The organism is Methylicorpusculum sp. (assembly GCF_030651835.1).
In the GTDB taxonomy this organism is placed as follows: Bacteria; Pseudomonadota; Gammaproteobacteria; order Methylococcales; family Methylomonadaceae; genus Methylicorpusculum.
Map to the genome: position 1 here is coordinate 37,196 of NZ_JAUSBX010000038.1, position 24,754 is coordinate 61,949.

A 24,754-nucleotide genomic window follows, 5' to 3' on the forward strand; every position below is an offset into this window, starting at 1 on the left:
CCATGTTTCGCTTCAGGCTGGCATTAGTCATCGTTTTTTCGTTCAGTTTTGTATTATTTCTAGGCGTTGCGCTTTATTGGGGTTCCAATCAGGTTGCCCTGTATTTTCAGCGTAGCCAAAGTGCTTACGACACGTTCGACCACTATGAGCGCTTGTCGCTGGAAGCCTATCGTTATTTCAAACATCGCATGGACCGGCTGATTATTGACAGCCCGATTACCGAAGTTGGCTTGGAACTATCCAAAGATCGCCTCTACGATGCCATGGATGAGTTGAGAACGGTTGTGGTCAACACGCCCTCTGCGGGTAACCCCAGCGACAAATGGCTTGATAAATCGGCCGAACTGGAAAGAGTGGCGCGCTTCACCGCTTTTCTGGAAACCAGCGAATACCAGTTTGACGAAGTCGAACGCGTCCATCAGGAAGGCAAACACGACCTTGCGCTGCAAATGCTGTCGAAATTCTCCGCAGAAGAAATCGACGGAAAGTTCCAGCCGCTGATTGATGCCGCCATCAACGCCGAACGAGAAAGAGCCGCCAAAGCCAAGCAGGAACTGGAGGCTTTGGTGGCACAATCGCATTGGATAGCCATTGGAGTTTCATCACTGGCCGCGCTGTTTAGTCTCACTTCCGGCGTGTTGCTGCTCCGAGGGGTCAAGAAACCCATAGAAGCCTTGATGAAAGGAACCGACGAGATAGCGGCCGGCAATCTGGTTTACCGTATTAATCTGGATTCAAATGATGAATTTTCTTTTCTCGCGGCTCACTTTAACCAAATGGCGCAGGAATTTGGAATGCAGCAACAAAAACTTCGAGAGGGTCGTGCCTTGCTGGAAAAAAAGGTGGCTGAGCGAACATTTGAACTGCATCAGTTGAATGAAGAATTAAAGCATATGGATATTGCGCGGCGTGAGCTTTTAGCCGATATCAGCCATGAACTGCGCACACCGATTACAGTGATTCGTGGGGAGGCCGAGGTAACTCTGCGCGGTCACGAACGCGATGCCGATGATTATAAGGATGCTTTGCAACGTATCGTTGAGCTCGCCATGCAACTGGGTAAATATGTCAATGACTTGCTGTTTCTTGCCCGCGCCGATACCGCCAACCTGCAATTTGAATGGGATTACCTGAATCTGACTGATTTGATAGCAAGTACTGTTGAGGACTTTCAGGTAATGGCTCAGGAAAATTCGATTACTGTTTCGCTAATGGCTCCGGACGAACCTCTTTGGGTCAGAGGCGACAAACAACGACTTAGACAGGTGTTGTTTATTCTGGGCGACAACGCCTGCCAATATTCGAAACCCGGCGGACATATTGAGGTTACTTTATGGGCAGACGCAAACGAAGCCAACTTCAGCCTCAGCGATCAGGGAATAGGTATACCGGCGGAAGATTTGGAGCGTATTTTCGACCGTAAATTTCGTAGCAAGAATGCCCTCAAATCAAGAGATGATGGCTCCGGATTGGGTTTGCCCATGGCCAGATCGATCTTAAAAGCACATGGCGGACACATCAGCGTGTCCAGCACCGAAAATTCAGGCTCGCTATTTACGGCTTCACTTCCACTGGTTTCTATAGAACAGGATACATTTTCAAATGAACGAGCGATATCTTAATTCCGGCAAGGCTTTGGATAGCGGATACAAGCATATCTTGCTGGTTGAAGACGATAAACGGATTGTCGATTTTGTGCAGCGAGGCCTAAAGGCTGAAGGCTATACCGTTGAAGTGGCCGATTGCGGCCAGGATGCCATAGTCATGGGCACAGAAGGTAAATTTCAGTTGATCATTCTGGATCTGGGCTTACCCGATCTGAATGGCCGGGAAGTGTGCGAGCGTTTGCGCAACAAAGGTACTGACACACCCATTCTGATGTTGACAGCCAGAGACACGGTGCAGGACAAAGTGTCGGGGCTTCGCTCCGGCGCTGATGACTACATGACCAAACCTTTCGCGTTTGAAGAACTACTCGCCAGAATCGAGGCGCTATTGCGACGCCGCGGCGGTGGAATACAAGCGGAAGCCAAGGAATTGCAACTTGCTGATCTGGTATTGAACCAGGAAACCCATGAAGTGAAACGCGCCGAGGTATTGATAGAACTGACTCCGAAAGAATTTGCCTTGCTGGAATGCTTTATGCGGATGCAGGGCAAGGTGTTGAGCCGGACCCGGATTCTGGAACAGGTTTGGGGCTACAGTGCAGATCCGTTAACGAACGTGGTGGATGTTTATATACGCCAGTTACGGCGCAAAATAGATGACGGCCATGATCAGAAACTTCTCCAGACTGTGCGCGGGTACGGTTACAAAATGGACGCTACATAAAAATGGTATGCCTTAACTTATCTTTAATAGCCCAATTTAAAAACTTTTAAATTTCAATTAATTAGTGCCTGAAAGAAAACTCGATTTTTTATAATTTCGCCGCTGCTTTGATGACGATTTTCCGGGATTTTTGCCTTCAGATCGAACGATCAGACACTCTGATTGCGCCTAATATTCCTATTTGCGCCAATTTCAGGGCATACCTTTCCTTGGTACACCCTTCATTTGTTATCTCTCGACCTGACGTTTAGGCGGCTTTTTGGTAAGGTCCTCGTCGTCGATTCGCTTGTTGTTGTGCTTGTTCGCGGAGAACGGCACCCAGCCGTTGGATGTTGCGCGCCGCAATGGCGAGGGCAACATAACGCTTGAAACCGTCGATACCGTGATCAGGGCATTGATCCAGGCGTTGAACGCCCAAAGCATTTATGGCCGATTCCAGGGCGGAGTGCTGTCGGCGCAGACGGATGAACTCCGGGGCCGATGCGTGGGCTTTATCGGCTTCAGACCGTCGGCCTTTCTTGGGCAGCACTAAAGTCTTCAGCAGTTCTTTAATCGGCATACCTTCTCATGACTGTATCGCGTAGGTCATATCAAGGTTGTCACCTAAAGCTTTCCAAGACTGCTTTATCAGCTGGACACAAAGCGTGAACACGCAAACAGAGAGTGAACTGATCACTGTGGATGGCAAAACAGCGAGGGGATCGCGAGATCGAAAAAACAGCAAAAACCCGTTGTTCCCGTTCGATCGGACTTAAAATTCAAGCATATTTAAAATCGTATTTATATATATTTTCGACCTCGAAATCAGGATACAGCGTTATCAATGGGTTGATCGAGCCATCCGATAATCCGTACACCCACCCATGTAAAATGGGACGCTTATGTTCGTGCCAGGATTTTTGCACTATCGAGGTGTAAGCCAGCGTATTGATTTGTTCAATGATATTTAACTCCACCAGTCTGTTAACTCGCTGTTCTTCAGTCGGCAACGCATCAACTTCATTTTTATGCAGACGATAAATATCCTTAATATGGAGCAACCATTTATTAGTAATCATTAAATCAGGGTGTTGTTTATTTAAAGCCGCTTTAATACCACCGCAATTATAATGACCGCAAACGATAATATGCTTTACTTCCAGTACATTAACCGCATACTGCAAAACGCTGAGACAATTAAAATCGGTAGAAATCATCTGATTGGCTATGTTCCTATGAATAAACATCTCACCAGGTGCTGCTTTTACAATGATTTCAGCTGGAACTCGACTATCGGAACACCCAATCCATAAAAATTCCGGCTTTTGTTCTTTGGCTAAGTTTTTAAAATAATCAGGATTTTCTGTCTTGACTTCCGTAGCCCAAGCTTTATTTCCTGACAGGAGTTTTTCAAACGATTTCATAATGGCTCCTTCTTGCTAAGCCTTAAAAATACAAAGGATTCAGACACGTTTTTTAAGTTGGACCTATCAATCCGATGTTATGAATCACTATTCAAACAAAGCCATTGATCACACTATTAACTAAAAATTAGTTTTTAATCGATACTTTATTTGAGGGCCATTGTATTTACGAAACCTTACACGAACCTTTCCATTACGTGTTATTTGAAAATAGGGCGCTAAATATACGGAGCAATGCCATTAAGTTAAGCTCATTTTTTAGGAGCGGGGCCTACCCGCGGCCTAAGATGGTTTAATCGCGGGCATGGCCCGCTCCTACAATAGGGCTTACCGATTCATTATGATGGCCTTGACTTAACGGCATTGGTTAATAGCCATTCCCAGTTTGTACTTTTTAAACTGACTGAGTCTTGTGAGGAAAACCGCCGCCCCATCCATCGAGGATTGACGGCAAAGATCCCGCTGCCGACATTCCTGCAAAATTGAATCCTTCCCGTTTTTGTCATCGAAGAGGGGCTTGCCGGGATGGTTAGTACTAAAAAAACGAGAAGAAATACCGAGAAGCCCGTTTTTTAAAGACAAAAAGTGAATAGCTCACATTTTTTCTTCAAAATCCGGGTTAACCTGTGATCCTATCTTCAATCCAGTAAGGATGTGTTATGAAAAAGATCACCCAATACAACTATTGCTCCAGATGCGGAGACGATCTTGATACAGAAGAGGAAATTGAAATTAAGGCTAATCCGGTTTGCCTGTGGTGCCAGCATATGCAAGCAGAAGCCTACGAAATGAACTGGCAAAGTCGGCAAACCAACGCCATTAACCTGAAAATCTACAATAAGCAAGTCGACTAAATCGAACAAATACTGAAGTAATAAACCCTAAATCATTCTTTGTCTTACCACTTCATAGAGAAACACGCCGGTCGCTACCGAAAGATTCAAACTTTCAATCTTGCCCAACATGGGCAGCTTGACCAGCATGTCGCATTCTTCCCGGGTCAAACGTCTAAGTCCTTTACCTTCAGCACCAATGACCAAGGCCATGGGGACTTTTAAATCAGCCTGATAAATCGTTTGATCACCGTCCCCAGCCGCCCCCAAAATCCAAAGCCCTTGATCTTTAAGCCAGCGAAGTGTTCTGGCCAGATTGGTAATTTGATAAACAGGAACCGTTTCAGCCGCACCACTGGCCACTTTACAAACAGTGGGAGTAATTCCAGTTGCGTTATCTTTGGTGATAATGACGCCATTCACACCTGTAGCATCGGCCGTGCGTAAGCAAGCACCCAGATTATGCGGGTCCTGAACATTATCCAGCACCAAAAAAAGAGGCGGCGTTGTTATATTCAGGACATCGGTTTTCAATTGATCTTCTGATCTAGCAGCGGGCATTTCTATTTCTATCACAATGCCCTGATGATTAGGGCCGCCCGCTAATCGATCCAGTTTTTTACGATCCGCTTTTTCGGTATTTAAGCCTAAGTCGCTCACTTGCTTGATGATTTCAGATAAACGTTTATCCTGGCGGTGACCATCGACCCACACCTGTAAAATATTTTCCGCTGAATAATCAAGAGCCGCTTGAGCCGAATGGAGCCCGTATATTTTTGTTAATTTCACTTGGAGCGCCGTTTCCTTTTGTTTTTAATCGCTGTTCCGGTTTTTTTAAAAAGCTCGAAATCAATTTTCTTTTCGTCCAGATCGACTCTGACAACTTTGACCTGCACAGAATCACCCAGCCGGTAACGCATGCCGGTTCGTTCGCCTATCAATTGATGACTGGAAGGGTCGAATTTGAAAAAATCCTGCGCCAGATTGGATACATGAACCAAGCCCTCGACATAGATATCAACCAATTCAACAAAAAACCCGAATGAAGTTACGGCCGATATGATGCCCGGAAACACGTCACCGACTTTATCCATCATGTATTCGCATTTCAGCCAATTGACCACGTCTCGAGTCGCTTCATCGGCCCTGCGTTCGCACGATGAACAGTGCTCACCCAACGCAACCATGTCCGAAATGCCATAGAAAAAACTTTCAGGCGGTTTATTCTGCAACGCATGTTTGATCGCTCGGTGAACCAACAGATCGGGATAACGGCGTATGGGCGAAGTAAAATGCGCATACGCATCCAGGGCCAAACCGAAATGACCTTTAATTTCAGGACTGTAAACGGCTTGTGACATGGAGCGAAGCAGAACGGTCTGGATTAAATGCGCATCCGGCCTGTCTTTGACAGACTCCAGCAATTTCATGTAATCCAAAGGTGTCGGTTGCGCTTCTCCAGACAGGTGAAGCCCCAATTCTCCCAGAAAAGTTTTGAGTGCCAGTAACTTTTCAGGACCCGGTCCTTCATGAATTCTCAGTAATTTGGGGATCTTTTTTCTGTTTAAAAACCGCGCCGCAGCCATGTTCGCGGTTATCATGAACTCCTCAATCAGCTTATGCGCATCATTTCGGACGACTGGAACGATTTTTTCAATTTTTCTCTCAGCGCCAAACAGGATTCTTGTTTCCTGGGTGTCAAAATCCATTGCCCCCCTCTCCTCTCTTCTTTGACGCATTGCCTTAAAGAGTGAGTAGGTTTCATTGAGATGTGGCACCAGCTGTTTATATTTCTTCTTCAGCGCCTGATTATCTTCAACGAGAATTTGAGCCACTTCGGTATAGGTTAATCTGGCATGAGAACGCATGACCGCCTCATAAAAACTGGATCTCAACACATCACCTTCAGTGTTGATAACCAACTCACAGACCATACACAGGCGGTCAACATCAGGATTAAGAGAACATAAGCCGTTAGATAATATCTCCGGCAGCATGGGAATCACTTTTTCAGGGAAATAAACCGACGTACTACGGTTTTTTGCTTCCTGATCCAATTCACTGTTGATTTGGACGTAGTAAGAAACATCGGCAATAGCGACCCAGAGTTTCCAGCCGTTTTTGGTTTTGCGGACAAACACAGCATCATCAAAATCTCTGGCATCTTCGCCATCGATAGTGACCAAAGGCAAGGCTCTCAGATCGACTCGATTGGCTTTGGCCGACTCAGGCACCTGGTCGCTGAGCGACTCGATTTCTTTTAGCAAAGCATCCGGCCAGAGATACGGTAATTCATGGGAACGCACCGCCATCTCGATTTCCATACCCGGCGCCAAATGACGCCCCAGAATTTCAACCACTTTTCCAATGGGCTGACGGCTTCTTGATGGTTGCTCAATAATATCAACAACAACGATCTGACCTTTCTCGGCAGCCCCGATATCGGTGTGTGGGATCAACACATCCTGTGCGATATTTTTATTTTCTGGAACCACATAGCTGACGCCGCGTTCATGAAAAAAGCGGCCTACGACCTGCTTGGTGTTTCTTTCAAGCACTTCTACCAGAGTACCTTCTTTTCGGCCCTTTCTGTCAACACCGGAAACTCTGACCAAGGCTCTGTCATTATGCATTAATGACCGCATCTCTCGTGGTGATAAAAATAAATCGGGCGAACCATCATCCGGTCTTAAAAAACCGAAGCCATCGGAGTGGCCCAGGATGCGTCCGGCTATTAAATCTTTTCCATCGACCAGAAAATATTTTTGCCGCCGGTTAAACATAAGCTGGCCATCGCGCTCCATCGCTCGAAGTCTTCGGCGAAGAGCCTCAACCTGCTCCTCATCGGCGAGATCGAATTCCCCGGATATTTCTTCGCGCGATAAGGGCTTGCCAATCGTTCCGATTAACTCGAGTATCAGCTCACGACTGGGTATTGGATTTTCATACTTGGCTGCTTCTCTAGCCGCGTACGGGTCTTTGGACGCTTTAAACGTAGTTTTTTTATTTTTGGACTTCAATGTCATGTGTTCCTAAAGATTCATGATTAAAAAAGAAAGTAACTTGATTGACCGCCATTTTAACAATCTCATGGCAATAATAAAAATGAAATGACGCCTGCTACACTTGACAATTAAGAACGTTATCCGTATATTGCGCGCTCACTTCGCTGATACAGCAATCCTCTTGCCGAGGTGGTGAAATTGGTAGACACGCTAGCTTCAGGTGCTAGTGCTCGTAAGGGCGTGGAGGTTCAAGTCCTCTCCTCGGCACCATTAACAAAACACATCAGATTTACATTCCTATAACTGCTTTTTACTGCGTGATTTATCTGGAAAATATCAGCTGTTTTTTAATGATTGATCCCTCATCCCTTTTCAAAGCCTGAACATCTATTTATTTTTTTGAAGTTTATCACGAAATTCATCCCTTTTATCCAGAAATTTTACGCCTAAGCCGCTTGAATAAATCGTAAAATATTCCTTATGTCATTGTTTGAAATATCTTTTTGTTATTTTTAACAAATCTCCGTATTACCCGCGCCCGAATTCAACAAATATACGATGATCAGCAGATTGACCAAAAGCACTGATTACGTGATTTAAGATCCAAACCGGACTCTTTTTTTTTGATCGAAATTTGATGTCGATTTTATGGCAATACAAGACTGGATCAAACACACTTAAAACGAAATATTGATAAATTCCCCATTAGATATGCCTTTCGCACTTCAAATTTCGTCAGTGCCTAAGGAGGTAGCGAGGTGTTCGGCAAAGGCTATGCCTGAATGGATGCTGGCATTGAGCCTACATGGATGTATTTACGGCATTCTTTGAAGAGCACTCCGATGCCAAATTTCGATCTACGATTGGTATACAACGAGTGATTAAATTCGGAATTGATCTTTCCGGAATAATGATAAAGAAACAATCAGGCAAAATAATGAGAGATTTTGACTGGCAACTCACCTTGCCAAAATCTATGAAACTGAGCTCGTCATTACCATTGTGTGACACAAAATGAACAGTCTAAGCCGGACTATCGGCTTGCCGCACTTGATAAGCGACTATGACAGCCTGAACCGCAACCGGGCTAAACCACCGAAAACGGTTAACAAATTTACAAAAAAATGCTCCAGCTGTGCGATGGCCAAAACGCAGCCGATGGCCTGCATACTCATGTGCGAAGTTTTTGCAATGAGCCAATGCATTAACAGCTTAATGGAACTGACTGCGATACCGGCCATTTCAAAGATGCAACTTAAGCCGATATTGCAGATTTATAATCAGCTCACGCCAATCCTGGCCAATAATGCAGATGAGCCATTCTTTAAAAAATCCTCCGATGAACTGAACGAACTCACCCAATGCATTGAGGAGCGAGCCCTCAGACTTGTCCAAACAAATGCACAACTCATTCATGAAAATAAAAAAACGGGTGATCATGAAGCGCGGTTGACAGCATTATTTGAAAACATGAGCAACGGCATTGCTGTGTATCGCTTCATCGACGATGCCAATGATTTTATCATTACCGACTTAAACAAGGCCGCCGAACGCATCGAAAACATTAACCGTAAAGAGGTTATTGGACAAAAACTATCATCGGTTTTCCCCTTCTCCGCCCAAGCAGGACTTCATGATGTGCTGAAGCGTGTTTCAGAAACAGGTCTGACCGAAACGCATACGATGGCCATTCAAACTGAAAATCACATTTCACAGTGGCGTGAAAATTATGTCTGTAAATTACCCAATGGTGAAGTTGCAGTCGTTTTCAACGATGTGACCCATCGCAAAAATGCCGAGATGACGCTTCAACTGACGCAATTTTCAGTCAATCATTGTGCCGATTCTTTATATTGGATCAGTGCTGATGGTCATATCAAATATGTGAATGACAGCTCTTGTAAGTTTTTAGGTTATAGCCGTGAAAAGCTGCTAACCCTCACAGTGGCAGATATCGACGCGCTCTATTCTGCCGAAAGCTGGGTTTTTCATTGGCAGACACTCAAGGAAAAGGGCGCTATTAATCTTGAAACCATTTACCGGACTCAGCAAGGAAAACAAATTTCGGTAGATATATCTGCCAATTATCTCTTGTTTGAAGGTGAGGAATATTACTGCGGATTTGTACGAGACATCAGCGAACGCAAAGCCTTACAAACCGAACTGGAACGCCAGGCACAACTGGACTATTTAACAGGCATAGCCAATCGCCGTTATTTTATGGCACAGGCAGAAATGGAATTGGCAAGAACCGCAAGATACGGCGGCGCCTTATCCGTATTCATGCTGGATATCGATCATTTCAAACAGGTTAATGACAATCATGGGCATACCGCTGGCGACCGCGTACTGGAAAGAGTCGGCGGTATATTTGCGGATTTCCTGCGTGAAACTGATATACCCGGGAGATTGGGGGGCGAGGAGTTTGCCGTCTTGTTGCCGGAAACAGGCTTAGAGAAAGCCGTTGAGGTTGCCGAACGGCTTAGAAGCTACATTGCTGAAAGCCCGATATTTTTTGAATCGGGAGCATTACCCTTGTCTATTAGTGTTTCTATCGGGGTTACCACACTACAAGATCACAATGGGAATATTAACGACTTGCTAAATCGGGCTGATCAAGCGCTCTACCGGGCAAAATCAGCAGGCCGTAATCGGGTATGCAAGTAGGGCGTCAGATACGACTCCCGCCAAGCGTTCTTACAGCACCCTTAGGCTCTTGCCTGCGAAACCAAGTATGACCGGTTGAACGGAGGCAGTCAGTCAGTGAGTGCTTTTCCCATTCAAATGCTTATGCGCACAATTCATGCTCGTGTGCTTCTTCATGATGATCTATATTAAGCTTATAGCCAAAACCTTTAACCGTTATAATCCATTGCGGGTTATTAGTATCTATTTCAATTTTCTTTCTTAACAAGTACATATATTGATAGAGATCAGATTTGGTTGCACGGTTATTTTCAGGCCAAAGATGATCTATTATTTCATCCGCCATAAATGTTCTATCAACATCGGTTGCCAACAACTCAAACAATTCAAATTCCTTGCGCGTTAAATCAATTTTATGCCCTTTTAAATAAACACATTTGTTGCGATAGTCAATTTCAAATTCATTATATTTGTGTTTTATGACATGATAAGAATTAACCGAACTTGAATTATTATATTTTGAAAATCCATTATCCTGATTAAAATTCATATTCCGTCTTTCTATATAGGAGCGTCTTTCTCTATGCCTTCTTTCTTGTTCCTCTGCACTTTCATTCAAAATTAAATCCTTAAAACATTTGTCAATATCAATGATGTCGAATGGATCATCAATTATTTTGTCGAACCACTTTGTTAGACCCGATATCACACCCGAAGCACTTTTATTAATGCCGCACACTTTAATATCATAATCCAGGCAGACTTTTTCAAGCAACTCTCGCTCCGCTTCTTTATCATCAGCATTTATAAAGTTGAGAGGAATAATGACTAACATCGGTTTTAATTCTTTTAATAAATTAATTCTATCTGTATTTAAATCAAGCTCTGTTACGGACAAATTATTAGCATAACAGTAACCTTTTAACATGGACAAAAAATATCTATCATTATCAAATACAACTATAGTGTTATTTTTTTTCATATTATTAACTATGCAATTTATTGACAATAAAATTAAATAATTACTGAAAAATAGATTATCAATCAAGTTATGATTGAAAACGATATTTAACAATGACCATTATTAAAATTCAGCAAAAAGCTTACTGCATTCGCTACGTATCAGCAGGTATTGGACAAATAATAATTTGCACATAATCCCTTTCTTGATATTGTTTGAGATTAAATATCAACCCGCATTTAAAGTGAACACCATCATTCCCGACTGCTTCAAAATAATGACCGGCTCGAGATAGAAAGCGTAACCTCGGGTTAATTTGTTCATTGCAGATCAATGGCATGTCAGCCAAATGTGGAAGTACTGTAGCAATATGATGATTGATCAGGCTTTTATCATTAGCACCGAACAATTCACTGCACTTTCTATTGCAATGCTGAATTACAGATTGATCATCCAGTATTAGCACCCCATTTTCTGAATGAATGACATCTTGCCCGATATCTCCAATTTCAGCTGAAGCGGCTGTCCATTTGCCTAATACGTTATTATTTTTCCTCACACTTTCACACTCCGGCACACTTTTTGAAATTAATCTCTGCACTAATTGATCGGTCATTTCCTGCTCATTGCCGCCTGCACCCCTTCTTTTCGCCGACTGCCCGCCCCAGACAACAACCTGACGACTGTTTAAAACCACCGACTTTTTGTCTAATCGGTGATCGAGTTGAACTATTTTTCTCATTGAATATCCTCTTTCATACCGATTTTTTTCCGGCTCATAAACCTTATACTTAAGTTCTAATATCACCGTTTGACCAAGCCGTAATGTAGGACGCATCAAAATTTCAAGGCCTAATTCTTCCCCCTTCTTTTCTCGCCTTAACTTTAATTTTCAAATCATCAAACTAGAAAGCCCAAAGTTGACGGGAGATAATCTAACTTGAATAATTAGAAAAGAATATTCGCGCAAACACGTAAGGGCTTTTACTTATATGCCAAATAAGTAAAAACCCTTATCATGCGCACAAGACAATTAACTCAGCTTAAAAGCTAGGACCCGGAGCTCATTTGGTTAATTTGCATGAAGGTTCTGATATGCAAGCGCTTTTTGCGGCTATTCCCAATGCGCTGTTACTCACCGATAGGCTGGGCGTTATCGTTGAGGCAAATTCCGCTGCTCAAAAAATGTTTGGCTATAGCGGCGAGGCAATGGCAGGACTCAGGATTGAGTCGTTGATACCCGACTATTACCTCGCTCATCGTATCTGGCATGAACATCAAGACTCGCAAGACAAGCGCCTGACCGACCAGGGAAGGCTGCTTTTCGGCCAACGCAGCGATAGCTCACAGTTTCAGATAGATATCCGATCAACCGACCTGCAGACGCCCAGCACAGCTTACATTCTGGTTACGCTGGATGACATATCCAGTCATTGGCCGCAAATTCAGAGAATGAGTGAAAATGCAGAAAGCCAACGCGCAATGATCGATCAAGCCATCGTCGGCATTGTTCGTACGGATCTGGAGGGCAATATCACCCTCGCCAATAACTGTTTTTGCACTATCACCCATCTCAGCAAAGACGACTTACTCGGCATGAACATGCTGTCGCTTAGTCATCCCGATGACCATTCAAGGCATGTTGAACTTTTTCAACGTTTGGTAAAGCATGATGACTCCTTTACTTTAGAAACGCGTTATCAGCACAACAAAAAAGACTCGGCCTGGGTCACTCTTACAGTTTCGCGAATAAGCGACGCATTAAGATGTCCATCGGGCACCGTAGCGGTTGTGATGGATATTTCCGAGCGCACCATAGCGAGCCATGCCTTAAAAACCAGTGAACAGCGCTTACAACTCGCCAAACACGCCGCAAAACTGGGTATTTTTGATATGGATTTGATCCAAAATAAAATCCAGTGTGATAGCCTCATTTACGACATTTGGGGTTTTGCTCCCGACGAACCGCTAAATTATGAAAAAATATTGGCCGCCATACATCCGGAAGACAGGGCGGCCAGAGATTGGATCTTTGCGGAAACGCTAAAAAATGGCAGCCATGAATATGAAATCGAATACCGGGTGATACATCAACAAAAGCACCATGAAACCTGGATCTCAATCAACAGTCATATTTTCTTTGAGGGCCAACAGGCTAGCCGGTTAGTTGGCATAGTTCAGGATATTAGCAAACGCAAACTCAGCGAACAAAAAAGCCAGAAAAACAGGACTGCAATGGGTGCTTTGCTTAAGCAGCAAGTCGCCAACCAGACCGCATCCGCCATCGCGCATGAACTTAACCAGCCATTGACAGCCATTTCTGCATACAGCGAAGTTGCTCTCCAAGCATTACAAAGCAAAACCATTAATCTTTATCAATTAAACAAAGCGCTGCAAGGCTGTATTGAGCAAGCTCACCGTGTGGGCCACACCCTTCACGATTTGCTCAATGTATTGAATACCCAAAGCATTAATCCTGAACGCATTGATATCAATGCGCTGATCATAGATACTTTGACCCTAATTCAAACGGAGGGTTTCGACGGATTTCACGCAGAACTTGAACTGGAAACCGGTATGCTCCCTGTTACCGGTTACCGGCTTCAAATTGAAATGGTGTTGATCAACCTGATACGCAACAGCATAGAAGCTATCCGCGAGGCCAATATGGCGCCAGGCGCTATTTCGCTTACCGTGCGATCAGTCGCTGAAAGAGATTGCGTGCAAATTACGCTGCAAGACAACGGTCCTGGCTTGAAAGAAGAAGCAGTAGAGCGCATATTTGAACCCTTTTTTACAACTAAAACAGGAGGCATTGGAATGGGATTAACCATTAGCCGGGCTCTGATTGAGTCAAATGGAGGTCATCTCTGGTTTGATTTAAAGAACGACCCGGGCGCTATTTTTCACTTTACCTTACCTTTTGCTGTATGAACGAGCAGACTATGACCGTCTTTATCATTGATGATGACGTCGCAGTGCTGGATTCATTGACGCTGATGATTGAACAGGCTGAATTGAATGTTCAGGCCTTCCACAGCGCACGCGCATTTTTGGACTACTACCATCCCGGCATGTTGGGTTGTGTCGTTCTTGATATTAAAATGCCGGAAATTGACGGACTGCATCTGCAACAAAAGCTGATTGAGCTGAATGTTCCGCTACCGGTCATTTTTCTCACCGGGCACGGCAATATTCCCATGAGTGTCAAAGCAATGAAAAGTGGGGCTTCTGATTTTCTCACCAAACCCGTCAAACGGGATAAATTGATGACGTGTATTGAATCAGCCTTTGAGGAATGTAAAAACTGGCATATCAGGCAGGCAACCCGGCAACACGCGCAAAACTTGCTGTCGACACTGACCGATCGGGAAATGGAAGTGATGAAGCTGGCGCTGGATGGCCAAGCAAATAAACAAATCGCGGTTGAGTTAGGTATCAGTCACCGAACGGTAGAAATTCACAAATCCAGAGTATTGCAAAAAACAGGTGTCGATAATTTGCTTGAGCTGGCGCGCATCGTTGCGGATACCGCTGCATGAAAAGCAAGTAACTGATCATCAATTCTTGTCATTATTCAGTGTTGGGTTGGCTATCGCCAACCTCAAGCTACTCGGTGCAGCACCTTTGTTTTGTTGTTCGGCTGAAAGTTACAAAAAATGTATCTGCTCTAGCAATACCCAGTTTGAACTTTTGATGTGGCTTGGAGGGTAGGCGAAAGCCTAAGATACAGACTATTGATTGTCCTGATTATAAAGATCAAAAAATCGTCATCTCGGCAGGGATTGCCGAGATCCAGATACCATGGATGGCGAGCACCGAACACCTCCTTGTGCTCTAGATTCCGGCAATCCCTGCCGGAAAGACGTTGTTGCTGATGCATCTTTATAACAGGATGAGGTTTGCCTACACGTCAGCAAATGGCAGCGAGAAAAGGAATATAGCGCCAGAACCGGCACAGGATTCAACCCAAAGCTTTCCGCCGTTTGCTTCAATCAGTGATCGGCTGATAGCAAGCCCCAAGCCCATACCGGTTGGCTTGGTGGTAAAAAAGGGGTCGAAAATATGTTTGATCGTTTCAGCATCCATACCTGGCCCATTATCCTGAACCGTAACCTGGGCCATGTTCGAGCCGGCCCGGGTACTTACCCTGATAATAATCGAGGCATCGGACAGGCCTGCTTCACGCATCGCCTCGACGCTGTTGCGCAACAAATTGACCAGTACTTTTTTCACTTGAATCTGGCTACAAAGGACTAACGGTAACGAATAATCCAACTCCAGCTCGGGCTGAAATCCGCCAAAACCGTCATTTCTAGCCACGATTACCGCTTCTTCTACCAAACGGTTCAAATCAATCGGCTCGAATATGAGTTCGCCTTTATGCAAAAAATCGAGCAATTCATGCAGGCTTTGTCCGGCCCGATGTGCCTGATCGATACAGCCTATGAGTGCGCGTTTTAATTGATCGGAATTTTCAGACCCACTATTTAAATAACGGACCGCAACTTCGCTGTAGACGGAAATGGCATTGAGCGGCTGATTGAGATCATGCGCTATAGCCGAAGCGGTCTGCGCAGCTACCTGTTGCTGTAACAGATATTCCATATTGGCGCGTTGTTGCTGTAACGTTCTTTCCAGGGATTTACGTCTGGTAATATCCGTCATAATGGTGTGAATGAAGCAGTTCTCCTCATCACCGTTCTTGATTCTTCGGCTTTCCAGTTGCACATCCAGCAATTTCCCATCCGCATGCAGGATTTCCAACTCGATAGTGACGTTAAAACGGGTCCTGCAGACCTCTTTCAAATAGTCTCTGAACAGCTTGCGGGAAGGCAAAAACGTAACCAGCGAATAACCGATAATAAACTGACGAGCCTTGCCCAGCATCGCTGCGCCCGTCAGATTGATTTCCTTCACCACACCGTTTTTATCCAGTGTAAAAAAACCGACGGGGGCATAATCGTAGAGCTGTGTGTAGCGTTCCAGTGCCTCCGAGGCTTGCGCTTGTGATGCCAGCAACTCGACATTTTGCATTTCCAGTTCGATCTGATAGACCTGTAACTCGTGGAACAATTTATTGATGTCTTTGAGCTTGATTAGTTCGCTTTTGGGCTTTGCAGCAAGCAGCATTTCAGCTCGCTTGCGTAAATTGTTTTTTTTAATGGCGATTCCGGGCATTTTTTTCATGGCTTCGCAGCTCGAAATTCCGCTTCCAATCGCTTGGTTTCACAGATATCAATTAAGGTAATGACCACGCCGTCGATGACATTATCCTGCGTCCGGTAGGGCATGATCCGCACTTTATACCATCGACCATCGTGGGTCATTATTTGCTTGTCAGAATAAACCAAAGTTCTGAGCACCTCTCGGGCATCCGTTAATAATTGCGGATAATCAAGTTCAGTCACGATATCGGAGAGCGGACGCCCCACATCCCCCGGAATCAGTTTGAAAAGATGGGTAGCATGAGTGGTGAAACGGCGTATATTCAACGAGTTATCCAAAAACACCGTGGCAATTTCCATGCTGTCCAGCAAATTTTTCATGTCATTGTTAACCCAGGTCAGATCATCGACTTTGGATTGCAGCTCGGCATTGACCGTTTGCAGCTCTTCATTCAAGGACTGCATTTCTTCCTTGGAGGTCGTCAATTCCTCATTGGTGGATTGCAGCTCCTCATTGGCGGATTTAAGCTCCTCCTGAGAGGTTTGCATTTCTTCCCGGGTCACTTGCAATTCATCTCTGGCCTGTTGTAACTCCTCCTGCAGCATTTTTTGTATTGCGCTGGATGTTTTTATTTTCTTCTTGCCTGTTACGGTTTCAGGGACCGCCTGAAACACAACGATAATCATATTACGCAGCGCTTGGGGTTTTTGGATGGCCTGTACGATCATATTGATAACATGAGGACTTCCATTGCTGGTTAACGTCAAATTAAGCACATGCACAGGCTCGGATTGCTGCATTGCTTTTTTTAATGCGACGGCCAGATCATAGCGAATTTCTTCGCGCGCCATCGCATAAATATTCCAATTGGCTTTTCCGGCTGCCGGTTCCAAATACAGGCCGGTACGGCCATTGATGTAAAGAATATCCCCTTCGGCATTAATCATAACGGCGGCAGGCGCAAAGTTTTGCAGAATCAATTGATCCGCCAGGGCCTGCAAATTAAAGAGAGGATGATTAGTCATCAGGCGATTGTTTGTCGGCTCATCTCTTGCCAACGCGGCGACAGGGAAATACTTGATAGGAAAATCGACTTGCAGCATTTTGAGCGGATTATCAATACGCCAGTACAGCCGCGAATTATTTTCCACCGGCTTGAATAATTGGGTAAATCCACCGATGGTTTCGGCATTGCCGAGCATCAATACACCTTTCTCATTCAGCGTATAGTGAAATAACGGAATCAACTTTTTTTGTAATTCCGGCCCCAAGTAAATCAGCAGGTTACGGCAACTGAGGATATCCAGCTTGGTAAAAGGCGGATCCATGATAATGTTCTGCGGTGCAAAGATCACTTTTTCCCGGATTTCTTTATTAATCCTATAACCGTTATCTTCAACCGTAAAAAAACGATCCAGCCGTTCCGGGGAAACATCGGCGCTGATATTGCCGGGATAAAACGCTTGCCGCGCCTTTTCAATCGCATCTTCGTCAAGGTCTGTGGCAAAAATTTGCAGCGAGAATTCGGCTTGAGGTTTAGCTTCTTTTAAAGCCTCTTTAAACACTATTGCCAGAGAATAGGCTTCCTCACCGGTTGAACAGGCCGGCACCCAGGCGCGCAGTTCTTTTCCCTTTGGGTAAGCATCCAGAAGCGTAGGGATGGCCTCATTTTTAAGTTGTTCCCACACCTGCGGATCGCGAAAAAAACTGGTTACGCCGATAAGAAGTTCCTTGAAGAGCAAATCCAGCTCTTGCGGATTTTCGCGCAGGAAACGCACATACCCGGCAATGGTGTGGATCTGATGCAAACCCATACGCCGTTCGATTCGCCGGTAGATAGTATTTTTCTTGTAAAGCAGAAAATCGTTACCGGTGTGTTCACGCAGTAAAATGATAATCTGCTCAAGCGCACTTTGAGACTTAAGCTCAATAATCGGCTCCGGTTCTTGCTGTAAACCCCGTGGAGAATGTTTAAAATAAGCCGTAAGTCGCTGCGGCAGATCTTGCGCCGGGGCAATAATATCGGCCAAACCGGCATTGATGGCGCTACGCGGCATACCATCAAACTTGGCTGTTGACGGTTCCTGCACCAAAACCAGCCCGGCGTTTTCTTTGATGGCGCGTAAACCAAACGTGCCGTCGCTGCCCATACCGGAAAGAATGACACCGACCGCTCGTTCGCGCTGGTCTTCCGCCAATGACCGCAGAAAAAAATCAATAGGCAACCGTAACCCGCGGGGATCAACAGGATCCAGCAAATAAAGGCTACCGTGCAAGATCGACAAATCCTTATTGGGCGGAATGACATAAATACAATCCGGCTTGACCTTGACACGGTTGCTTGCAGGGACGACTTTCATGGACGTAGATCGCTGCAGTAACTCGGGCAACATCCCTTTATAAGTCGGATCCTGATGCTGTATGACCACAAAACCAAGTCCGCTTTCTAACGGAACATGGGAAAAAAACGCTTCCAGTGCCTCAAGCCCACCGGCCGAGGCACCTATTCCGACAATCGGTGGCGAACTGCTGTCTCTAACCTGGTTTTTACGCGTTGGATTAGTCACACTCTTTGGCCTTTTCAATCCTGAACATTAAATTGCATTGATGAATAAAATCTTGACCGCTCAGCGTTGATCCTGGAATTATCAGTAGATCCACGAAAAAAACGAGAGCGCTTTGAGTTCGATACTGATGGATCCATGACAGCTAAAGTCAGGGGGCTAGGTTATTTCCGCCTTACCTGATTTTCGTAGCTGACATCAGCGGTTAATTGAGAAACCCCGCTGGACCCGCTAGAAACAAATTGAAGAACCACTAGAGACACCGCCTTATTCAGGATAACGATTGATTTTTAACTAGGACTCGCCAGAAGTAAGCAGAAGCTGTTTGAATTAACATGCATGGATACAGGAAGTAAATAGTAAGGATTTGCATAGGGAACGGGCCTAACCAACGGTTTTTCAAGCATGACCCGCCATTTCGCCGCGCCATTCTAAACCGAATCCTTGTTAAAAACGAAATGAAAAGTATAGGGGCCGGATTCAACCGCCAATCAGTACGGTTGGATAGCCTATGATAATGGTCCCGCCATGGGCGGTCGAATCACCCATTCTGGCAGCCGGCATTCCGCCTATCAAGACAGTTGCCGATCCTTTGATAATGGAATCAGGCGGCCCCACACAAACCGCCATATCGCTGACCCGGGCCGCAGGAAGCCCGCCGATGAGTATATTCGGCGCACCCGGTGCAGCAATGGGTCCGCCGACATGAGGAACGGGGCCGGTAGTCATAGGGCAAACATGCATATCGGTCAGTCTGGCTGCGGGTTGTCCCATTATTCCTCCGGTTAAGTTAGGTTCCTGATTATAAAGATGCTTCAGCAACAACGTCTTTCCGGCAGGAATTGCCGGAATCTAGAGCACAAGGATGTGTTCGGCGCTCGCCATCCATGGCACCTGGATCTGGGCAATCCCTGCCGAGATGACGTCTTTTGACTGAGCTGATTGATCTTTATAATCAGGAGTTAGTTTCTAGTGAAAATTGGAATGGTTATTACTGGACAGCGCGGCCGTCACCACCGGCCGCGATATCGATACCTTGCTTCAAAAAGCACTGATAATTGCTTTTAACGTGCTCAGGCCCGTTTTGAACCGCCGCCAGCATCACCGCACCGACAACCGCCTTGCCGCTTAACTCATCGGCGGGCGGTACAACCGTTCCTTCAATCGGTGAGATATTTCCACCGCTCCAAAATGCCGCCATAGCAGCCCAGCCTGCAGCCGTTTTAAGCCGCGTAGCTTCGGCTGCCGCTAAAGCCTTCGTCCGGTTTTCATCGGTCGGTTTATACACCCAAGCCTCTGCCAGTTGAATTGCCTGAGTATCGGTAAGCGGTGAGTTTTCATTCAGGCCTTTACGAGCCGACAAACAAGCCCACCAGGTCGCCTCACGTTTCGGTAACGCGCCAGCCAAAAACCGAACCGCGTCAGGATAAAGCTCTTTTTCTATCAACTGTGACAAAAAGTCAGCCGGAGCAGTATCGTCTTTTAATAACTGCAATGCCTCGCCTTCCAATTCAAGACCTAAACAGACAGCAGCTGCCGTTGGGTGCTTGATTTTAACCAGGTTCTTTTCAGACATTTATAAATCTCGGCTTATGTCCATCTTTAACAGTGAATATGCCCCTAAAGCGGACACTTTCATTTTTCGTTGTCATTCAACATAGTCAGTTTAAAGCTATTGGCTTATCCAAGCTACCCGGCTTGACCCACAATGCCAGACCCAATGCCGTTAAGTTAAGCATTTTACTAACCGCCCCTCTTCTTTGAAAAAGAGGGGTTGGGGGAGATTATATGAATAAATCCCCCTCGATCCCCCTTTTTAAAGGCACTGTTCGCGTTAATAGTAGGAGTCGCCCCGGCAGGGATTGCCGGGGTCCAGAAGCCATGGATGGCGTTGGGCTTTCACATCCTTGTGACCTGGATTCGCTTACGCGGTCTAACGGCTCCGGCAATCCATGCCGGAATGACGGCGTTGATTTACTTTCAACTACTAACGCGAACAGTGCTTTATTAAAGGGGGGAAGAAGCCAAACTTAACGGTATTGCTCCTAAGGGTAGCCACTATCCTACCCGCAATAATGGCACTTAAAATTCCATTCTCGCGCCTAAATTAATGCTGTGACTACTGATATCCTGATAGCCGAGCATCACGTCATAAGAAACAAACCCTGATAGCCCATCGGCAAACTGGCCTGAAAGTCCGGTGCCGAGTGTCGCGAAATTACGATCTCCGCTTTGTGTCACCACATTGAAGCGCTGCCCGCTGGGATCATCGATAAAACTGGCACCGATATTACGGCTTCCGTCTTTGTATTGATGATGCCATTCGGCTCTGACTTGAGCCAATACGACACCAAACGGCAAACTAAAAGCATAAGAGGATTCAGCGCCTAAAGTCGTTGTCCATGAATCGATGGTCTGATCACTGAACGCCATGCCCCAGCCTTGACCGCCGGTTTCACGGTAAGAATCCACCGCAACACCGAGATAATTACCTCTAAAATAAGGTGTTGCGGTCAATGCCCCAAACGCGAAATCATAACCGATGCCTAAACTGTAGGACTGCTGATTACCGCCGGGAGCAGCATTGGCTTGAGTATTGACTGACAAATAGGTGATTTTGCGGGTTGTTTCATAGTCGCTTCCGCCATAAGACGCGATGGCATCCAGGTGAAAATTATCCCAGAAATAGTACGTTCCATAGATCGATCCGGTATAGGTATCGGTCGTCGTATTACCTTGATTTCTGCCAAATTCGGAATTGGAACTCAAATAACTGAACGCAGCCCCTACCACCAGCTCATCAGTCAGTTTGTAATCGGCCCCGCCGGTAAACCCGTAATTGTCGAAATTAAATCCCACTTGATCGAAACTATTGTCAACATCGCCTACCTGGATATTCATGTTCAACCAAACACCCAACTTACCGCCCAAACCGAAATCATCGCCTGCCGCGCCACCTGCAGGCCTGCCATTTTGATAAAACTGCAAGCCCGCCAATTGCGTATTGCCGCCGTTAAGCCCGGCATGAAGATTGGAAATACGGGTTTTGATCGTGGTATCCACCAGACCGACCTGACCCGCCGTCACCCGGGTAGCCTGGGTGCCTTGCTGAATGATTTGTTCGGGAGAAATGGTTTGAAAGATTGCGAGACCTTCTGCTGAATTGATATTAATTTCGTTCTCGAATATCTCAAAGTATCTGCTGCACAAGCTGGAACTGGAACTAATTTCATTAGAACAAGCGGATGAAACCGCATTGTACAAATTGATCTGGGTTTTATTGAATAGTGTTGGATCCAATTCTAAGGACTCCGCTGATAGCGCCGATGAAAACAACAAGCCCCCTCCCATCACGATCAAACCCGTATAACTTATACTTAGGTTATCCATCCTACTGCTCAACTTTTTCTTCATATTCCCCCCGGAATTATAATTTTAAATATTCGTTATCCCTGGCTTTCCGGGCTTAATTACCACTCAAAGCAATGGCACCGGCAAGGTTTGTAAGGATTAAATTCTAGCTCAAAAATCTGATCGGATTATATTTGCCCAATGCACTGCTTGATTGATTTGTAAGCCTTTTGAGGGATTGTTCAATATTACAATTGCGGCTGTCAATCTAAATAAGGAGTCAATACTATAATGAAGGCTCCACATCCGATTTATTGAGGCCGTAATGAACGTCGATCCATCCAATTCAGCAGAAGAAATGCTCGATGATGACGCAACTCGATTAAGCAAAAAGCCATCAAGCCTCAATAAATCAGCGTCGAATAAAACCAATCCCGCTTTTTCTGACCATTTGGCGATTCTCGATATTATCGGTGAAGGCGGCGTCGGCCGGGTTTATCTGGCTTACGATGAGACGATCGGCAGACGGGTTGCGGTCAAAGAGCTTTTGGAAGAATTCCACACACCCGAGAATCCCGCCGATACCGAAATTGAAAACTCATTTGTCCATGAAGCCAAAATCACCGGCAAACTGGAGCATCCAGGCATTGTGCCGGTTTATGAACTGGGCCGTAAGGCGGATGGCAGGCCTTATTATGCAATGCGCTATATCAAAGGTCAGACGCTGGAACAACAGCTCAGAAAAACGCCCCAGTCCGACGTAGAAGACACCTTCAGTCAACGCATAAAATTATTGGGCATACTCATCGACGTTTGCAACACGCTGGCCTATGCGCATGCTAAAGGCGTTATTCACCGTGACTTAAAACCCGGCAATGTCATCAGCGGTAATTTTGGTGAAACCATCGTGGTGGACTGGGGATTGGCCCAAGTGTTTGACGATGATGACAATACTTACTTTTACCGTGAAGCGTTAACCCATCAAAGACATACGCTTAGTGACAGCTCCTCGACAGAAGTTTTGGGAACCCCTGCCTATATGGCCCCCGAGCAATTCAACGGTATGTCCGGAAAAACCAGCGATGTTTACAGCCTGGGCATCATTTTATTCAGAATCATTACCGGCACGTTACCCTACCGGGGTCCATTAGATGAAATTGAACAGCAAATCAAAAGCGACAACCGGACACCGTCCCCAAAACAATTTAATCCATCCGCGCCGCCCGAATTAATCGCTATTTGTGAAAAGGCGATTCATAAAGATCCTGCCTTACGTTTTGCCAATGCCGGCGAACTGGCCGAACAGTTAAAAGCGTTTCGCGATGGCCGGATGGTCAATATTTATGCTTACTCAAAACAGGAATTATTACGCAGGTTTCTGGCGCAGAATAAATTTACGGTCATCATGACTGCCCTGCTCTTTTTGACCGTCGCCGCCGGCGCGGGTTTTTCTGTCCATTATGCGAAGCAAATGCACAGCGCCAAAACAGAGGCCGAACAAGCATTAAGCCTGGTTACGGCTTACGGCGAACTATCACAGCATCAAGCAAAAACGGTTGCTGCCGCCATCGCCTCAAAATCAGCCCGATTGATTTCAGATATGAAACAAGCCGCTGATAAAATCAGCGCTGACAGCAATTCAGAGCAGGCAGTCCTCAAAGAACTGCATAATCATTACCCCCGATTCGACTCGTTCTCCCTACGAAAAGCCTCTGAAGTCTTCTCCCTCTTTTCAGCCTCCGATGAAAACAGTCAGGCTCCCACCGTCAATGTCGAAAATGATCACCTGTCACTGATTTTTCGCAGCCCAATTTCTGAAAACGGCACTATCGTCAACTATATCGAGGCCGTCATGTATCCGGAAAAAGTATTTCCTGATTTTTTCCCTACCGTTCTAAAATCGGTTGATCGCCCTAGAGACATTTGGATCATGCGTAGCGATGGCCTGATATTGTATGATGCGAATTCTAAATTAGTCGGCACTAATCTTTTTATCGATCAAGGCATTTGGAGCTCGCCTTCATTGCTGGCATTCGCCCGACTGACGTTAGTGGAGGATGACAGTATCGGCTACTACAGTTTTATTGATGGCAATACTGAGTTTTACAAAATTGCCGCCTGGAATTCTGTCAAATTCGATGGCGAATTCAGCTGGAAAATCATTGTAAATTACACGTATTTGCGCAAAGACGCATCGGAAACCATCAGCTTGTTCTAAACTCTTTCGACGGGTGTTTCAATTCACCTGAAGCTGAAACCTTCTGGTGTGGCAGGAATCGCATCGTCCAGTGCGCCTAGCGTTATCGGCCTCAGCACGATCGCATTTACGCTGGATCCACTTGGCTTGCCAACCAGCGTTGCGATCATCCTGCTGATTGCCATCGATCCTATTGTCGATCCGATTTTGACAGCGTTAAACGTTCACCCCAACTGCGCAATGACGGTTTTGTTTTGGCCGACGATAACTACGAGATGAAAGCACAGCAAGAGC

At 45.5% G+C, this 24,754-nt stretch carries 19 protein-coding genes, 1 tRNA gene and 1 pseudogene; 10 read left to right on the plus strand and 11 right to left on the minus strand.

Features of this window, described 5'->3' with window-relative positions; translation table 11 throughout:
• Positions 1–2 precede the first annotated feature (2 nt).
• Together Q7V32_RS04700 and Q7V32_RS04705 are read left to right on the plus strand one after the other, a co-directional pair.
• On the plus strand, positions 3–1,622 hold the full coding sequence (locus Q7V32_RS04700) for a HAMP domain-containing sensor histidine kinase (RefSeq protein ID WP_304895826.1): 1,620 nt from the start codon (positions 3–5) through the stop codon (positions 1,620–1,622).
• Positions 1,603–2,331 (plus strand): response regulator transcription factor, encoded by a 729-nt coding sequence (locus tag Q7V32_RS04705; protein WP_304895827.1) that lies wholly within the window; start codon positions 1,603–1,605, stop codon positions 2,329–2,331. The genes Q7V32_RS04700 and Q7V32_RS04705 overlap by 20 nt, the downstream gene beginning before the upstream one ends.
• Positions 2,332–2,578: 247 nt before the next feature.
• On the opposite strand, the pseudogene Q7V32_RS04710 reads toward Q7V32_RS04705, so the two are convergent.
• Together Q7V32_RS04710 and Q7V32_RS04715 are read right to left on the minus strand one after the other, a co-directional pair.
• A pseudogene (locus Q7V32_RS04710) lies at positions 2,579–2,884 on the minus strand (ISNCY family transposase); the annotation flags it as partial.
• A 205-nt stretch (positions 2,885–3,089) separates the two neighbouring features.
• The gene (locus Q7V32_RS04715; RefSeq protein ID WP_304895828.1) at positions 3,090–3,734 is read right to left on the minus strand and encodes a carbonic anhydrase; all 645 of its coding nucleotides are present in this window, start codon (positions 3,732–3,734) and stop codon (positions 3,090–3,092) included.
• A 659-nt stretch (positions 3,735–4,393) separates the two neighbouring features.
• On the opposite strand from Q7V32_RS04715, the gene Q7V32_RS04720 reads away from it, so the two are divergent.
• Positions 4,394–4,588, plus strand: a complete 195-nt coding sequence (locus Q7V32_RS04720) for a hypothetical protein (RefSeq protein ID WP_304895829.1) — start codon at positions 4,394–4,396, stop codon at positions 4,586–4,588.
• 27 nt (positions 4,589–4,615) lie between these two features.
• Here the strand turns inward: Q7V32_RS04720 and rlmB are convergent, their stop codons facing one another.
• Both rlmB and rnr read right to left on the minus strand, forming a co-directional pair.
• Entirely contained in the window at positions 4,616–5,356 is a 741-nt protein-coding gene (gene rlmB / locus Q7V32_RS04725) for a 23S rRNA (guanosine(2251)-2'-O)-methyltransferase RlmB (protein ID WP_304895830.1), read from the minus strand.
• Entirely contained in the window at positions 5,353–7,593 is a 2,241-nt protein-coding gene (gene rnr / locus Q7V32_RS04730; RefSeq protein WP_304895831.1) for a ribonuclease R, read from the minus strand. The genes rlmB and rnr overlap by 4 nt, the downstream gene beginning before the upstream one ends.
• 162 nt (positions 7,594–7,755) lie before the next feature.
• Here rnr and Q7V32_RS04735 point away from each other — a divergent pair.
• Both Q7V32_RS04735 and Q7V32_RS04740 read left to right on the plus strand, forming a co-directional pair.
• Positions 7,756–7,842 (plus strand) — tRNA-Leu (locus tag Q7V32_RS04735).
• Positions 7,843–8,586: 744 nt separating this feature from the next.
• The gene (locus tag Q7V32_RS04740) at positions 8,587–10,239 is read left to right on the plus strand and encodes a diguanylate cyclase (RefSeq protein WP_304895832.1); all 1,653 of its coding nucleotides are present in this window, start codon (positions 8,587–8,589) and stop codon (positions 10,237–10,239) included.
• Positions 10,240–10,360: 121 nt separating this feature from the next.
• On the opposite strand, the gene Q7V32_RS04745 is transcribed toward Q7V32_RS04740, so the two are convergent.
• Both Q7V32_RS04745 and Q7V32_RS04750 read right to left on the minus strand, forming a co-directional pair.
• Positions 10,361–11,200, minus strand: coding sequence for a helix-turn-helix domain-containing protein (locus tag Q7V32_RS04745; RefSeq protein WP_304895833.1), 840 nt, complete (start codon positions 11,198–11,200; stop codon positions 10,361–10,363).
• Between the two features lie 133 nt (positions 11,201–11,333).
• Positions 11,334–11,921 carry a hypothetical protein gene (locus tag Q7V32_RS04750; protein ID WP_304895834.1) on the minus strand — a complete coding sequence of 196 codons (588 nt, stop codon included), beginning with the start codon at positions 11,919–11,921 and terminating at the stop codon, positions 11,334–11,336.
• A 353-nt stretch (positions 11,922–12,274) separates the two neighbouring features.
• On the opposite strand from Q7V32_RS04750, the gene Q7V32_RS04755 reads away from it, so the two are divergent.
• Both Q7V32_RS04755 and Q7V32_RS04760 read left to right on the plus strand, forming a co-directional pair.
• Positions 12,275–14,113, plus strand: coding sequence for a PAS domain S-box protein (locus Q7V32_RS04755; RefSeq protein ID WP_304895835.1), 1,839 nt, complete (start codon positions 12,275–12,277; stop codon positions 14,111–14,113).
• Positions 14,110–14,721: a response regulator transcription factor gene (locus Q7V32_RS04760; RefSeq protein ID WP_304895836.1), complete on the plus strand. Its 612-nt coding sequence runs from the start codon at positions 14,110–14,112 to the stop codon at positions 14,719–14,721. The genes Q7V32_RS04755 and Q7V32_RS04760 overlap by 4 nt, the downstream gene beginning before the upstream one ends.
• A gap of 364 nt (positions 14,722–15,085) precedes the next feature.
• Here Q7V32_RS04760 and Q7V32_RS04765 read toward each other — a convergent pair whose 3' ends face one another.
• The 3 genes from Q7V32_RS04765 to Q7V32_RS04775 form a co-directional block, all read right to left on the minus strand.
• A complete protein-coding gene (locus Q7V32_RS04765) occupies positions 15,086–16,369 on the minus strand; it encodes a nitrogen regulation protein NR(II) (RefSeq protein ID WP_304895837.1) in 1,284 nt (427 codons plus the stop codon).
• Complete coding sequence (locus Q7V32_RS04770) at positions 16,366–18,915, minus strand: chemotaxis protein CheB (RefSeq protein WP_304895838.1); 2,550 nt, start codon at positions 18,913–18,915, stop codon at positions 16,366–16,368. The genes Q7V32_RS04765 and Q7V32_RS04770 overlap by 4 nt, the downstream gene beginning before the upstream one ends.
• Positions 18,916–19,392: 477 nt before the next feature.
• On the minus strand, positions 19,393–19,686 hold the full coding sequence (locus Q7V32_RS04775) for a PAAR domain-containing protein (RefSeq protein WP_304895839.1): 294 nt from the start codon (positions 19,684–19,686) through the stop codon (positions 19,393–19,395).
• 36 nt (positions 19,687–19,722) lie between these two features.
• Here Q7V32_RS04775 and Q7V32_RS04780 point away from each other — a divergent pair, with 36 nt between their 5' ends.
• Positions 19,723–19,845: a hypothetical protein gene (locus tag Q7V32_RS04780; RefSeq protein WP_304895840.1), complete on the plus strand. Its 123-nt coding sequence runs from the start codon at positions 19,723–19,725 to the stop codon at positions 19,843–19,845.
• Positions 19,846–19,903: 58 nt separating this feature from the next.
• Here the strand turns inward: Q7V32_RS04780 and Q7V32_RS04785 are convergent, their stop codons facing one another.
• The gene (locus Q7V32_RS04785; RefSeq protein WP_304895841.1) at positions 19,904–20,488 is read right to left on the minus strand and encodes a hypothetical protein; all 585 of its coding nucleotides are present in this window, start codon (positions 20,486–20,488) and stop codon (positions 19,904–19,906) included.
• Positions 20,489–20,994: 506 nt separating this feature from the next.
• The gene (locus Q7V32_RS04790) at positions 20,995–22,302 is read right to left on the minus strand and encodes an autotransporter outer membrane beta-barrel domain-containing protein (protein WP_304895842.1); all 1,308 of its coding nucleotides are present in this window, start codon (positions 22,300–22,302) and stop codon (positions 20,995–20,997) included.
• A gap of 286 nt (positions 22,303–22,588) precedes the next feature.
• On the opposite strand from Q7V32_RS04790, the gene Q7V32_RS04795 reads away from it, so the two are divergent.
• Positions 22,589–24,481: a serine/threonine-protein kinase gene (locus tag Q7V32_RS04795; protein WP_304895843.1), complete on the plus strand. Its 1,893-nt coding sequence runs from the start codon at positions 22,589–22,591 to the stop codon at positions 24,479–24,481.
• Positions 24,482–24,529: 48 nt separating this feature from the next.
• Positions 24,530–24,739: a cation:dicarboxylate symporter family transporter gene (locus Q7V32_RS04800; RefSeq protein WP_304895844.1), complete on the plus strand. Its 210-nt coding sequence runs from the start codon at positions 24,530–24,532 to the stop codon at positions 24,737–24,739.
• Positions 24,740–24,754: the final 15 nt, after the last annotated feature.